Origin of the sequence: Streptococcus sp. 1001283B150225_161107_H12 (assembly GCF_015552665.1) — a bacterium.
GTDB lineage: Bacteria > Bacillota > Bacilli > Lactobacillales > Streptococcaceae > Streptococcus.
The window spans coordinates 288,507-302,874 of record NZ_JADNFC010000002.1 but is presented as its reverse complement, the minus strand read 5'-3'; the positions used below and the strand labels follow the sequence as shown (position 1 = coordinate 302,874).

Annotated in this window: 12 protein-coding genes, 1 tRNA gene and 1 other RNA gene; 13 read left to right on the top strand and 1 reads right to left on the bottom strand. The window is 41.3% G+C overall.

Going from position 1 to position 14,368, the window contains the following annotated elements:
• Positions 1-135 precede the first annotated feature (135 nt).
• The 3 genes from gla to rpsU all read left to right on the top strand — a co-directional run bounded on the left by gla (position 136) and on the right by rpsU (position 1,722).
• Entirely contained in the window at positions 136-1,005 is an 870-nt protein-coding gene (gene gla / locus I2C87_RS04815; protein ID WP_195324117.1) for an aquaglyceroporin Gla, read from the top strand.
• Between the two features lie 81 nt (positions 1,006-1,086).
• The gene (locus I2C87_RS04810; RefSeq protein ID WP_195324116.1) at positions 1,087-1,398 is read left to right on the top strand and encodes a hypothetical protein; all 312 of its coding nucleotides are present in this window, start codon (positions 1,087-1,089) and stop codon (positions 1,396-1,398) included.
• 147 nt (positions 1,399-1,545) lie between these two features.
• Complete coding sequence (gene rpsU / locus I2C87_RS04805; protein WP_000048054.1) at positions 1,546-1,722, top strand: 30S ribosomal protein S21; 177 nt, start codon at positions 1,546-1,548, stop codon at positions 1,720-1,722.
• A gap of 101 nt (positions 1,723-1,823) precedes the next feature.
• Here the strand turns inward: rpsU and mscL are convergent, their stop codons facing one another.
• Complete coding sequence (gene mscL, locus I2C87_RS04800; RefSeq protein WP_195324115.1) at positions 1,824-2,204, bottom strand: large conductance mechanosensitive channel protein MscL; 381 nt, start codon at positions 2,202-2,204, stop codon at positions 1,824-1,826.
• Positions 2,205-2,444: 240 nt separating this feature from the next.
• Here mscL and dnaG point away from each other — a divergent pair, with 240 nt between their 5' ends.
• From dnaG to pyk, 10 genes are all read left to right on the top strand, one after another.
• Positions 2,445-4,232: a DNA primase gene (gene dnaG / locus I2C87_RS04795; RefSeq protein WP_195324114.1), complete on the top strand. Its 1,788-nt coding sequence runs from the start codon at positions 2,445-2,447 to the stop codon at positions 4,230-4,232.
• Positions 4,233-4,234: 2 nt separating this feature from the next.
• The gene (gene rpoD, locus I2C87_RS04790) at positions 4,235-5,347 is read left to right on the top strand and encodes an RNA polymerase sigma factor RpoD (RefSeq protein WP_048689399.1); all 1,113 of its coding nucleotides are present in this window, start codon (positions 4,235-4,237) and stop codon (positions 5,345-5,347) included.
• Between the two features lie 345 nt (positions 5,348-5,692).
• Positions 5,693-6,022, top strand: a complete 330-nt coding sequence (locus I2C87_RS04785; protein WP_006596590.1) for a metal-sulfur cluster assembly factor — start codon at positions 5,693-5,695, stop codon at positions 6,020-6,022.
• Positions 6,023-6,177: 155 nt separating this feature from the next.
• Positions 6,178-6,885, top strand: a complete 708-nt coding sequence (locus I2C87_RS04780; RefSeq protein WP_006596589.1) for an ABC transporter ATP-binding protein — start codon at positions 6,178-6,180, stop codon at positions 6,883-6,885.
• Between the two features lie 9 nt (positions 6,886-6,894).
• Positions 6,895-7,695 carry a hypothetical protein gene (locus I2C87_RS04775; RefSeq protein WP_048717241.1) on the top strand — a complete coding sequence of 267 codons (801 nt, stop codon included), beginning with the start codon at positions 6,895-6,897 and terminating at the stop codon, positions 7,693-7,695.
• A 76-nt stretch (positions 7,696-7,771) separates the two neighbouring features.
• Positions 7,772-8,119: a transfer-messenger RNA gene (gene ssrA / locus I2C87_RS04770) on the top strand.
• A 132-nt stretch (positions 8,120-8,251) separates the two neighbouring features.
• Positions 8,252-8,339, top strand: a tRNA-Ser gene (locus I2C87_RS04765).
• Positions 8,340-8,468: 129 nt separating this feature from the next.
• Positions 8,469-11,570: a DNA polymerase III subunit alpha gene (locus I2C87_RS04760; protein ID WP_195324113.1), complete on the top strand. Its 3,102-nt coding sequence runs from the start codon at positions 8,469-8,471 to the stop codon at positions 11,568-11,570.
• An 84-nt stretch (positions 11,571-11,654) separates the two neighbouring features.
• The gene (gene pfkA, locus I2C87_RS04755) at positions 11,655-12,668 is read left to right on the top strand and encodes a 6-phosphofructokinase (protein WP_023026651.1); all 1,014 of its coding nucleotides are present in this window, start codon (positions 11,655-11,657) and stop codon (positions 12,666-12,668) included.
• Positions 12,669-12,728: 60 nt separating this feature from the next.
• Entirely contained in the window at positions 12,729-14,234 is a 1,506-nt protein-coding gene (gene pyk, locus I2C87_RS04750) for a pyruvate kinase (protein WP_195324112.1), read from the top strand.
• Positions 14,235-14,368 lie beyond the last annotated feature (134 nt).

Sequence of the window (14,368 nt, the reverse complement as noted above, 5' to 3'; positions counted from 1 at the left end):
GTACAAGTATTAAAAAGGATGAATCAAGGGATTGAGATATATTTTTTAAAAATAATGTTCGGTTTATTTACAAGTGTTCGATAATCTGATAGAATAAATTATTATTATTTTTATTTATAAGGAGATTATTCAAAAATGCAATTTGATTTTTGGGTTAAAGTTGCGACCGAATTTATTGCAACAGCGTTATTGATTATTTTAGGAAATGGTGCCGTTGCAAACGTTGAATTGATGGGTACCAAGGGGCATCAAAGTGGATGGCTCGTGATTGCGATTGGCTACGGAATAGGTGTTATGATGCCAGCCTTGATGTTTGGTAACGTTTCTGGTAACCATATCAACCCTGCCTTTACGATTGGTCTTGCAGTTAGCGGACTCTTCCCTTGGGAAAATGTTTTATACTACATCGTTGCTCAACTTCTTGGGGCGATGTTTGGGCAATTGGTTGTCGTTGCGACTCACCGTCCTTACTACCTTCAAACGGAGAATCCAAACAATATCTTGGGAACATTCTCAACGATTTCTAGCTTGGATAAAGGAACTCCTGAATCACGTAAGGCTGCAACCATCAATGGTTTCATCAACGAGTTTGCAGGATCATTCGTCCTTTTCTTTGGTGCACTTGCCTTGACAAAACACTTCTTCGGCGCTGAGGTTGCTGGTCTAGCTCAAAAAGCAGCAACTGAGCAGGGAGGGATTTTTGATGCTTCTTCAACAGCTGCAAAATTGGCTTTGTCACAAGCACATGCTCCTGGTCTAGGTGTTGCTCACTTGGCACTTGGATTCCTCGTTATGGCTTTGGTGACATCACTTGGTGGTCCTACAGGACCTGGTTTGAACCCTGCACGTGACCTTGGTCCACGTTTGGTTCACGCCTTCCTTCCAAAATCTGTCTTAGGTGAACACAAGGGAGATTCAAAATGGTGGTACGCTTGGGTACCAGTTGTAGCACCAATCTTGGCTGCAATCGTTGCCATTGCCCTCTTTAGCTTCCTTTATATGTAAGATCAGAACACTTTTCGTAGGCATTACGAAAAGTGTTTTTATCTTTTGTTGAGTAAACAGTTTATATAAAAAGGAGTTGGGATGAAAGAAAAGAATTTAATAGAAGCTAATAGAAGAGCTGATCATTTTAGTTTTCTGTATTATTTGCATGAAAAGAAAGTGTTTCATTCGGAGTCACTGGCTGCTCTTTGTCAGTATCTAGTAGGATTGGAATCAGTTAGTATCGAGCAATTAAGGGATTTGCGCTGGATAGAAACTCAAATTTTGCGTCATCTGGTCTATTATTTTGATGAGAATGATCTAAGTGAAATAAGCAATCTCCCAACGAATTATTGGGAGGAAGTAGAAGCATTCGAACAAGTAGTATCAAACCTTTATGATTCTTATGAATGAAAGGAATTCTGGAAAGAATGAATCCTTGAACAGTTCTGATAAACGTTTAGCTAGTGACAAGAGGTGAATTCCTTTAACTTTTTCTTGACAATCTGTAGAATTCCGTGTAGAATAGAATAGATCTTGAACTTGAAGGGAGTGAAAAACATGTCAAAAACAGTAGTACGTAAGAATGAATCTCTTGACGATGCTCTTCGTCGTTTCAAACGCGCGGTTACTAAAGCTGGTACTCTTCAAGAAACACGCAAACGTGAATTCTATGAAAAACCTTCTGTAAAACGTAAACGTAAATCAGAAGCAGCTCGTAAACGTAAAAAATTCTAATTGAATACAAGAACAGACTTCGGTCTGTTTTTTGTTTCTCTAGAAAAATTGAAGACAAAAAAGCCGACCTTCTAGCTAGAAGATCGGATCTTTTTATCTGATTATTTGTTTGCAAGCAAGTCGCGGATTTCAGCAAGCAACTCTTCTTGAGTAGGAGCAGCAGCTTCTTCTTCAGCAGCTTCTTCTTTTTTACCAAGGTTTTGAGCTTTCTTAGCAGCTTTCACTACGAAGAAAAGAACAGTACCGATAACAAGGAAGTTGATTACAGCGCTCAAGAAGCTACCGTATGCAACACCGTTCCATGTCAATTCAGCAATTTTTTCAACACCAGCAGCTTTCAAAGCTGGGTTCAAAATAAGTGGAGTGATGATGTCGTTTACAAATGAAGTAACGATAGCTCCAAATGCAGCCCCAATAATCACAGCAACAGCAAGGTCAACAACGTTCCCACGAAGGAGAAAAGCTTTCAATTCTTTTAACATATCCTAAATATGTCCTTTCATAATAATTTTTTTACAGACCATAGTATAACCAAAAAGTTTGTCGAATTCAATGATTATGCTCAAATTTTTTAAAAAAGTTGATTTAAGCAAACTGTTGATGCTAGAAAGTATGGAAAGATTTGGAAAAATAAGATGAAAATCAACCTGAATGATTTACAATTGACAAAAATTAGTTTAAAATAGTTAATGATATTCTATGGTAAAATGGAGGCACTGTTTATGGTTGACAAACAACTGATTTCAGAAATAAAAAACAGTGTGAATATTGTAGATGTAATCGGAGAAGTCGTTCAATTGACAAAGGCAGGACGAAACTATTTAGGTCTCTGCCCTTTTCATGGTGAAAAGACGCCTTCTTTTAATGTGGTCGAGGATAAACAATTCTATCATTGTTTTGGTTGTGGCAAATCAGGCGATGTTTTTAAATTTATCGAAGACTATCGAGGTGTCTCCTTCATGGAAGCTGTTCAAATTGTTGGAGATCAGGTGGGCATTCAGGTGCAAACTCTTGCTCCATCCCAGTCCAGGGCACAACAAGCAGATGGGAAACAACCCTTTTATGAGATTCATCAAGAGGCTGCCAAATTCTATCATGCCATCCTGATGACGACAAAGATGGGAGAAGATGCTCGGCAATACCTTTATGATCGAGGGCTTGATGATGAGGTGCTTCGGCATTTTCAAATAGGCCTAGCACCAGCAGAAGGGAATTATCTGTATCAGAGTGTTTCTGGAAAGTTTTCAGAAACTATTATGGCCGAGTCGGGTCTCTTTCATATTAGTGATATGGGAACTATGTATGATGCTTTTCAAGATCGCATTATGTTTCCCTTATCGGACGATACTGGCCGAGTCATTGCTTTTTCTGGTCGACTTTGGCGTGAACAAGCTGAAGGGACAAAGCCTCAGGGGAAATATAAGAATAGCCGTAGTACGCTCCTCTTTAACAAGAGTTATGAGTTGTACCATTTGGATAAGGCCAAGCAGGTTGCGAAGAAGAACCATGAACTTTACCTGATGGAAGGATTCATGGATGTCATCGCAGCCTACCGAGCTGGGATAGAGAATGCGGTTGCTTCCATGGGAACCGCTCTGACCCGTGAACATGTAGCCCATCTAAGCAAATTTACCAAAAAGGTTATCTTGGCCTATGATGGGGATAAGGCGGGAAGGCTGGCAACAGCTAAGGCTTTAGAGGTTTTAGATAAACAGGAGGTAGAGGTTGTCCAAATTCCTGATCAGATGGACCCTGATGAGTATCTCAAAAAGAATTCACCGCAAGCTTTAGCAGACCTATTGGAAAAAACGCGTCTTAGTCGCATAGAATTTCTCATGGATTATTGGAAGCCAGACAATATTGAAAATTTGCAGGCGCAAATTGAATTTGTTGAAAAAATGGCTCCTTTAATTGCTCAGACTCCATCTGTAACGGCACAAAATACCTACATTTATAAATTAGCCGATCTCTTGGTTGACTTTGATTATTTGCAGGTTGAACAAACGGTTAATGCTAGTCGTCTTCAGATGCGGAGTCAGCGTCAGGCTCAAGGGCCAATTCAGACACAGGCTCCAGTTGCTAGTCCAACTATTGTACAGAAGCAGCTGCCTCGCCTGGTTCGGGCTGAGAATCATCTTCTTCATCGGATGAATGCTTTTCCTTATGTTTTGAATGAATATCGTCTTCGGACAGATTTTTCATTTGATACCCCTGCCTTGCAAACCTTGTACCAACTTCTTTGCCAAAATGGAGAAGTGACCTCGCAGGATTTGTCAGAGCAGACAGAGGAAGTCCAACGGGCCTGGTATCTGATGCTAGAAGAAAATTTACCGGATGAAATAGCGGATAATGAGCTGGAAGAAGTGGAAGAAACGAGAAATCGTGAGCTTCTCCGTAAAGAAAGTCAACAAATAGGAAAAAAAGTCCGAGAAGCCTCTCACAGTGGAGATGCGGATCAGGCTTTATTGGAACTCGAGCGACTAATCGCTCAAAAAAGAAGAATGGAGTAGGAATGGCGAAAGAACAAAAAGATATCACAACTTTAGATGTCCAAATTGCAGAGTTTATTCGTAGTCATAAGAAAAGTGGTACTGCAACAGATGATGAAATCAATGATCAATTGGTCATTCCTTTTACCTTGGATGCCGATGGGATTGATGATTTGTTGCAAAGGATTCAAGATGCTGGAATTTCCATCACAGATAAGGAAGGAAATCCAAGCGCGCGTGTCTTGAACAACGAAGAGGAAGAACCAGAGTTGACGGATGAGGAATTGCTTGGAAGCAACTCTGCTAAAGTCAATGACCCAGTACGGATGTACTTGAAAGAAATTGGGGTCGTTCCTCTTTTGACCAATGAGGAAGAACAAGAATTGGCCATCTTGGTGGAACAAGGTGATTTGGAAGCCAAGCAACGTCTGGCAGAAGCCAACCTTCGTTTGGTTGTTTCTATTGCGAAGCGCTATGTTGGTCGTGGGATGCAATTCTTGGATTTGATCCAAGAAGGAAATATGGGCTTGATGAAGGCCGTTGATAAGTTTGACTATACCAAAGGGTTCAAGTTCTCTACTTATGCGACTTGGTGGATTCGTCAGGCTATCACGCGTGCCATTGCAGACCAAGCCCGTACCATTCGGATCCCTGTCCACATGGTGGAAACTATTAACAAGTTGGTTCGTGAGCAACGCAATCTCTTGCAAGAATTGGGACAAGATCCAACACCAGAACAAATCGCTGAACGCATGGATATGACGCCAGATAAGGTGCGTGAAATCTTGAAAATTGCCCAAGAGCCTGTTTCTTTGGAAACGCCAATCGGGGAAGAAGACGATAGCCATTTGGGAGATTTCATCGAAGACGAAGTGATTGAAAATCCAGTAGACTACACCACTCGTGTGGTTCTACGTGAACAATTGGATGAAGTCCTCGATACTCTGACAGATCGGGAAGAAAACGTGCTTCGTCTCCGCTTCGGTTTGGATGATGGAAAAATGCGGACCTTGGAAGATGTGGGGAAAGTCTTCAACGTGACCCGTGAACGGATCCGTCAGATCGAAGCCAAAGCCCTCCGCAAACTCCGCCACCCAAGCAGAAGCAAACCATTACGTGACTTTATAGAGGATTAAAAAGATCCTGCGGATCTTTTTAACCCGAGCCCAGAAATTCGAAAGCGAGGAATGTCCAGTGGACATTTTTAACGGTCGCCTAGAAATATAAAAGCGACCCAAGTCCGGGGGACCTTTTTAACCCGAGCTAAGAAATTAAATAGCGAGGCTGGTCCGGGGGACCTTTTTAACCCGAGCCAAGAAATTCAAAAGCGAGGAATGTCCAGTGGACATTTTTAACGGTTGCCTAGAAATGGAAAAGCAACCTAGGTTCGGGTGCCCTTTTCTAGCGCCCTTTGAATCTAGGGCTTGCTGTAAATAAAAATATTCTTCATGGGGATGAACCGTGTGAAGAAGGAGTAAAGAATGAGTTATACGACAGAAGAAATCGAACAAATTAAAAACCGTATTCTTGAAAATCTAGAGCAGGTCATCGATCCTGAATTAGGTATTGATATTGTCAACCTTGGTTTGGTCTACGAAATTCGGTTTGATGGTGAAACCGGTGAAACAGAAATCGATATGACCCTAACCACCATGGGTTGTCCATTAGCAGACTTGCTGACGGATCAGATTTATGATGCCTTAACGGGAATGGAAGAAGTGACCAAGGTCGATGTGAAATTGGTCTGGTATCCAGCTTGGACGGTTGAGAAGATGAGCCGCTATGCGCGGATTGCATTGGGAATTAAATAAAATTGTTTTAAAGGAGGGGCAGATGTTCCTCTTTTTTAGTGAAGATGGTTTGGATGTCAAATAGTACGAACATTCTACCTTCTTTTACGATTATATCTTGCAATCACTTCTTAGTAAGGTTATAATAGAATCATTATTAAATTAAGGAGAAGATTATGAATCAGTACCCTTTGGTCTACTTAGACCATGTTCAAAAAGTGTATGGTAAACATATTGCCTTAGGTGATGTGAGTGTCAATATTCAACCGGGTCGTATCATTGGTTTGTTAGGACCAAACGGAAGTGGGAAAACTACCATTATTAAATTAGTGAATGGGCTCTTGCAACCAACTTCTGGTAATGTCTACATCCATGGCCAAGTACCTTCTGCAAAAACCAAACAAGTCGTTTCTTATTTGCCAGATACAACGTATTTGGATGAGAATATGAAAATTTCAGAAACCCTTCGTTTCTTCCAAGACTTCTATAAGGATTTCAATGCTCAACGTGCTTATCAACTGTTGAATGATTTACACTTGCACCCAGAGCAAAAATTGAAACAACTCTCTAAAGGGAATAAGGAAAAAGTTCAATTAATTTTGGTCATGAGCCGTGAAGCGGATTTGTACATTCTTGATGAACCTATTGGTGGAGTGGATCCTGCTGCGCGTGATTACATTCTTAGAACCATCATTCAAAATCGTCGTCCAAACTCATCAGTATTGATTTCAACCCACTTGATTGCGGACGTTGAACAAGTCTTGGATGAAGCGCTCTTTATCAATCAAGGACGTATTCTGTTGCATGAAAACACAACTGTTCTTCGCAACCAATACGGTAAATCGATTGATGAGATCTTCCGTGAACAATTTAGAATGTATTAGGAGGTTCTTATGTTTGGGAAATTAATGAAATATGAATTAAAAGCAACCTATAAGTGGTATCTCATTATTTCGGGTGTGCTTGCTATTCTCTCCATTTTTGCTGGTTTATTAGCTTCTAGTGTTATAACTGGGGCAGCGACTTATACAGCAGATACAACTTATACAATTGTGGGAATTATTGTCCTGGTTATTTTTGCAGGTTACATTGGCTTGACCTTGACCAACTATATTATTATTATTCGTCGTTTTTATAACAATATTTTTGGTCGTGAAGGTTATTTGACCTGGACATTGCCAACTGGATCTCATACTGTTTTACTTGTAAAAGTAACATCTGCTTTGATCTGGAGTATTTTCTGTTTTATTAGCTTGATTCTTTCTTTGCTTATTTTCTTAGGAGTGATCGGTCTTGCTCAACAACAGAATATCTTTGATGTGCTTGGTCCAGTGTTCGAACATATTGGGTCATCTCTTATTTGGCAAAGCTTGCTATTTCAAGTGTTAGCGACTATTTCAGGTATTTTAATGCTCTACTGTGCCATCTCACTGGGTCAGCTCTTCATTAACAATCGTATCGTGATGGCCTTCGTCTTTGGATTTATCCTTTGGGTTGTACTCAGTATCATTGGAAGATTGTTCCCTTCTATATCTATTTCAGAACTTTCAAGAACTGCAACTATGTCTTCTGATACCCTTAGTGATATCTTGGTTGTTAACTTTATTCCAGCCTATATCTATGAGCTAGTAAAAATTGTAGCTATGTACTTTACCGTTCATTATGTAACAAAATTCAAATTGAACTTGCAATAAGAATGAAAGAGGAAGGAATTCCTCTTTTTCTTTTGCCATTTTACCCAAAAAATGATACACTGGAGTATATCATTTTGGGGTCGTTACGGATTCGACAGGCATTATGAGGCATATTTTGCAACTCGTGTGGCGACGTAAACGCTCAGTTAAATATAACTGCAAAAAATAACACTTCTTACGCTCTAGCTGCCTAAAAACCAGCAGGCGTGACCCGATTCGGATTGCTCGTGTCTGATGACAGGTCTTAATTATAGCGAGATACGATCAAACTTTGTCTAGCAGTTTGATAAGAGATTAATAGACTCGCAGTTCCTAGGCTTGAGTTATGTGTCGAGGAGCTGTTAAAGCAATACATAACCTATGGTTGTAGACAAATATGTTGGCAGATGTTTGGACGTGGGTTCGACTCCCACCGGCTCCATTTTTATATATGCAAACGACAAATCCTTGTCGTTTTTTATTTCTTTAAAATCTATCAAGCAATGATATCTTGTGAGCGATTCCTAAATTTTTTGTTGACAGGAGGAGCGCTTTTCCGTATAATGGATACTAGTTTGGAAGATTACTCAAGAGGCTTAAGAGGCCGTGTTGGAAACGCGGTAGGCGTGTAACAGCGTGCGTGGGTTCGAATCCCATGTCTTCCGTTAGAGAAAGGAAAGCAGATCAGTTGATCTGTTTTTTTTTGTTAGGCAGGATTGGCAATGGGTAAGAGTGTCTTCTTTGGCGGATTTCCTGTATAATAGAAGGAAAGAACGGACGAAAAGGAGTGCAAGGTGATTACACAACTGGACACAAAATCGGTTTATACCTTTATGGACAGTTTAGTCTCTATTCGAGACTATATTCAGCGTGCCAAAGAAATGGGTTACCAACAAATTGGTCTCATGGATATAGATAATTTATATGGGGCCTACGAGTTTTTAGAAGAGTGCCAAAAAGCTGGTATCGGTGCTGTCCTAGGTCTTGATTTGGAAGTCGTGTTACCAGCGGGTCCTTTGTCTATCCGTTTGGTTGCATTAGGTAGCGTAGGTTATAAACATTTAATCAAGATTTCCAGCATGAAAATGATGGGGACAACTGACTGGTCGGCGTTTCAACACTTGTTGGATGATCTAGCCATCATCGTTCCCTATTTTGAAGGGATTGAGTATTTAGACTTGGGCCAAGACTTTGCGATTGGTGTCTTTCCAGATACTCCAGCGAAACAGTTTTCTCGTCCTGTTTTCCCCCTCCATACAGTCCGCTATTTTTCTACGAGTGATTTGGAGAGTCTTCAGATGCTCCATGCCATTCGTAATAATTGCAGTCTGAAAGAAGTGGGAGCTATTGACACTTCTATGATGTTACTGCCACCAGAAGAGTTGGAGCGGGCCTTTGCTCATAATTATCCAGAGAGTATTTCTTATCTAGAGAAGACCCTTGCGACTGTTCATTATGAGATTGATACGCAATTGAAGCTTCCTCGCTTCAATCCAGAGAAACCTGCAGTCGAGGAATTGCGTGAGTTGGCTGAGGAGGGCTTGAGAAGCAAGGGGCTGGACCAGACGGTTTACCAAGAGCGTTTGCGTCATGAATTAGCTGTCATCCATCAGATGGGCTTTGATGACTACTTCTTGATTGTCTGGGATTTATTACGGTTTGGACGAAGCCAAGGTTACTATATGGGGATGGGCCGTGGCTCAGCAGTTGGTAGTCTAGTAGCCTACGCCTTAGATATCACAGGGATTGATCCGGTTAAGAACAATCTCCTCTTTGAGCGTTTCTTGAACTTAGAGCGCTATACCATGCCAGATATTGATATTGATATTCCGGATGTCTATCGTCCCAAATTTATCCAGTATGTTAAAAATCGCTACCGCAGTCCTCATGTGGCTCAAATTGTGACCTTCTCAACTTTTGGAGCCAAACAAGCTATTCGAGATGTTTTTAAGAGATTTGGAACCCCAGAGTATGAGTTAACCAACCTCACTAAGCGGATTGGATTACGGGATACCTTAGCTTCTGCTTATGAAAAGAATGTAGCTTTTCGCCAAGCCATCCAAAGTCGCCCAGAATACCGGAAGGGTTTTGAAATTGCGAAGAGGATTGAGGGGCAACCGCGTCAGACCTCGATTCATGCGGCAGGTGTCGTCATGAGTGGAGAAGACCTCACCAATCAAATCCCGATCAAGATGGGCGAGGAGATGAATCTGACCCAATATGATGCCCATGGTGTTGAGGCCAATGGTCTGCTCAAGATGGACTTCTTAGGACTCCGAAATTTGACCTTTGCTCAACGGATGCAGGAAGCAGTAAAGGAAAAATATCAAAAGGATATTAAGATTGAGGATATTCCTCTAGAAGATCCGGTAACGATTGCTTTGTTTGCTGCGGGAAATACCAAGGGAATCTTCCAGTTTGAGCAAGCAGGAGCTATCCGTTTATTAAGACGGGTTCAACCCAACTGTTTTGAGGAGATTGTTGCGACTACTTCCTTGAACCGGCCTGGGGCTAGTGACTATATTGATAATTTCGTCAAACGCAAGCATGGCAAAGAGAAGGTCGATATGATTGATCCTAGTTTGGAAGGCATTCTAGCACCAACATATGGCATCATGCTCTATCAGGAGCAAGTCATGCAGGTGGCCCAGACCTTTGCTGGCTTTAGTCTAGGAAAAGCCGATATCCTCAGACGGGCCATGGGGAAAAAGAACGTGGCAGAAATGCATCGAATGGAAGATGACTTTATCAAGGGGGCTGTCGCGCTTGGGCACAGTGCAGAAAAAGCCAAGCAAGTCTTTGCCATTATGGAAAAATTTGCTGGCTATGGCTTCAACCGTTCCCATGCCTATGCCTACTCAGCCTTGGCCTTCCAATTGGCTTACTTTAAAGTCCATTATCCAGATGTCTTTTTTGACATTATGCTCAACTACTCTAGTAGTGATTACTTGACTGATGCGCTCCAATTTGACTTCCAAGTAGCTCCTTTGACCATTAATACCATTCCTTATAAGGATAAGTTCCAAGATCAGAAGATTTATCTAGGAATGAAAAATATCAAAGGTCTCCCAAAAGATCTATCCTATTGGATTATTGACCAACGTCCCTTTGAGAGCATTGAAGATTTTATCTTGCGCTTGCCTAGCCAGTATCACAAACTTCCTCTCTTAACGCCACTGGTAGAATTGGGCTTGTTTGACTGCTTTGAAAAGAATCGCAGAAAAGTCCTTCAGAACCTTCCTAACCTATTTGTCTTTGCGGATGAACTGGGTAGCTTATTTGGCCAAGCTAATTATTCCTGGATGGATGCCGAGGATTATAGCAAGGCTGAGAAGTATGAAATGGAGCAGAGGGTCATTGGTGTCGGTCTTAGCCCACATCCTCTGGTGGAAATTGTAGCTGCAAGTAGCAAACCGACTCGACCAATCGCCTCTTTAAGCGAAGGAGAACAGGCTACTATCCTGGTCGAAGTCCAATCGATCCGGACCATCCGAACAAAAAATGGGGAAAATATGGCCTTTTTACAAGTTTCCGACCTCCAAAAGAAGATGGATGTCACCCTTTTCCCAGATACTTATCGCCAGTATAGTGTGAAAATAAAAGAGAAGGGCTATTACTATCTCAAAGGAAAAGTGCAATCTAGAGATGGTCGTCTTCAGATGGTTTTAATGGAAGCAGAAGAAGCCACCAATCAGCGTTTTTGGATTCAATTGTTTGATCACCAAGAGGACCGGGCAGTCTTAGATATTTTAAAAGCTTATCCAGGTCCTTATCCTGTCGTTATTCGCTATGAAGAGGAGAAAAAGACCATTCAATTAAAAGGAGTTTCCGTCCAGAAAAACGAGAAGTTAGAAAATGAGCTGTCAAGTATTGCTATGAAAACGATTTATCGATAAAATCTACGGAAAATAGGAGAAATTTGAGCCTCTTTGTGTTATAATCATTTAGAATGTAAAAGAAAAAAAGGAGCAAATATCGAAATGAAACGTATTGCTGTTTTAACCAGTGGAGGAGATGCCCCTGGAATGAATGCTGCTATCCGTGCAGTTGTTCGCCAAGCAATTTCTGAAGGAATGGAAGTATTTGGTATCTATAATGGATACGCTGGTATGGTTGCTGGTGATATCCATCAATTGGATGCTTCATCAGTTGGAGATATTATTTCTCGTGGTGGAACAATGCTTCATTCAGCTCGCTATCCTGAATTTGCTGAACGCGAAGGTCAATTAAAAGGAATCGAGCAGTTGAAAAAACATGGAATCGAAGGTGTTGTCGTTATCGGTGGTGATGGATCATACCACGGAGCGATGCGTTTGACTGAACATGGTTTCCCAGCTGTAGGACTTCCTGGAACAATTGATAATGATATCGTTGGTACAGATTTTACAATCGGGTTTGATACAGCAGTTACAACTGTTATGGACGCGATTGATAAGATCCGCGATACCTCATCTAGTCACCACCGTACTTTCGTTATCGAGGTAATGGGACGTCACGCAGGGGATATCGCCCTTTGGTCTGGTATTGCTTCTGGTGCGGATGAAATTATCATTCCAGAAGAAGGCTTCGCTATCGAAGATGTCGTTGAGAGTATCAAGAAGGGCTACGAAAAAGGTCGTACACACAACATCATCGTTCTTGCTGAAGGTGTGATGTCAGCTGCTGAATTTGGTAAAGCCTTGAAAGATGCTGGAGATACAAGTGATCTTCGTGTAACAGAACTTGGACATATCCAACGTGGTGGTTCACCAACTGCGCGTGACCGTGTTCTTGCTTCACGTTTGGGTGCACATGCTGTTAAGTTGCTGAAAGCTGGTATCGGTGGCGTAGCCGTTGGTATCCGCAATGAACAAATGGTGGAAAACCCAATTCTTGGTAGTGCAGAAGAAGGTGCCCTCTTTAGCTTAACTGAAGATGGTAAGATCAAAGTGAACAACCCTCACAAGGCTGACTTGAACCTTGCAGAGTTGAACCGTAGCTTATCTTCTATTTAATATTTATTTGTTAAAATTTGTCTAAAAAGACAGTGTATTTTAAAAGGAGTCATAGAAATCATGAACAAACGTGTAAAAATCGTTGCAACCTTAGGTCCTGCGGTAGAAATCCGTGGTGGTAAAAAATTTGGTGATGATGGATATTGGGGTGAAAAACTTGACGTTGAAGCTTCAGCACAAAACATTGCTAAATTGATCGAAGCTGGAGCAAACACTTTCCGTTTCAACTTCTCACACGGTGACCACCAAGAACAAGGTGATCGTATGGCAACAGTTAAACGTGCAGAAGAAATCGCTGGTAAAAAAGTTGGTTTCCTTCTTGATACAAAAGGTCCAGAAATCCGTACAGAGTTGTTCGAAGGCGATGCTAAAGAGTACTCTTATACAACTGGTGAAAAGATCCGTGTTGCGACTAAACAAGGAATCAAATCAACTCGTGAAGTGATTGCCTTGAACGTTGCTGGTGCACTTGACATCTACGATGACGTTGAAGTTGGTCGCCAAGTATTGATCGACGATGGTAAATTGGGTCTTCGTGTTGTAGAAAAAGACGATGCAAGTCGTGAATTCATCGTTGAAGTTGAAAACGACGGTGTGATCGCTAAACAAAAAGGTGTCAACATCCCTAACACAAAAATTCCTTTCCCAGCTCTTGCTGAACGTGATAACGCTGATATCCGCTTCGGTTTGGAACAAGGTATCAACTTCATCGCGATCTCATTCGTACGTACTGCAAAAGACGTGAACGAAGTTCGTGCCATCTGTGAAGAAACTGGTAACGGTCACGTTCAATTGTTTGCGAAAATCGAAAACCAACAAGGTATCGATAACTTGGATGAAATCATTGAAGCTGCTGATGGTATCATGATCGCTCGTGGTGATATGGGTATCGAAGTACCATTCGAAATGGTTCCAGTTTACCAAAAAATGATTATCACAAAAGTGAACGCTGCTGGTAAAGTTGTTATCACTGCAACAAACATGCTTGAAACAATGACTGAAAAACCACGTGCAACTCGTTCAGAAGTATCTGACGTCTTCAACGCAGTTATCGACGGAACTGACGCTACTATGCTTTCAGGTGAGTCTGCAAATGGTAAATACCCACTTGAGTCTGTAACAACAATGGCAACTATTGACAAGAACGCTCAAACTCTTCTTAACGAATACGGACGTTTGAACTCAGATTCATTCGAACGTAACTCTAAGACAGAAGTTATGGCTTCAGCTGTTAAAGATGCTACAAACTCAATGGACATCAAATTGATTGTAACATTGACTAAGACTGGTCACACAGCACGTTTGATTTCTAAATACCGTCCAGATGCTGACATCTTGGCCTTGACATTTGACGAATTGACAGAGCGTGGATTGATGTTGAACTGGGGTGTTATCCCAATGTTGACTGAAGCTCCATCATCAACTGACGATATGTTCGAAATCGCAGAACGTAAAGCAGTAGAAGCAGGTCTTGTACAATCTGGTGACGATATCGTTATCGTTGCAGGTGTACCACTTGGCGAAGCTGTTCGTACAAACACAATGCGTATCCGTACAGTCCGTTAATCTAATCAATGAACAAACCTTGTTTTCTAAGTTTAAAGCTTGGAGACAAGGTTTTTCTTTTTAGAGCAATTTTCTGACAATTTGGGAATGTGGGCCTTTTTTATTGTCTAATAAAATGGTATAATGAAATGAGC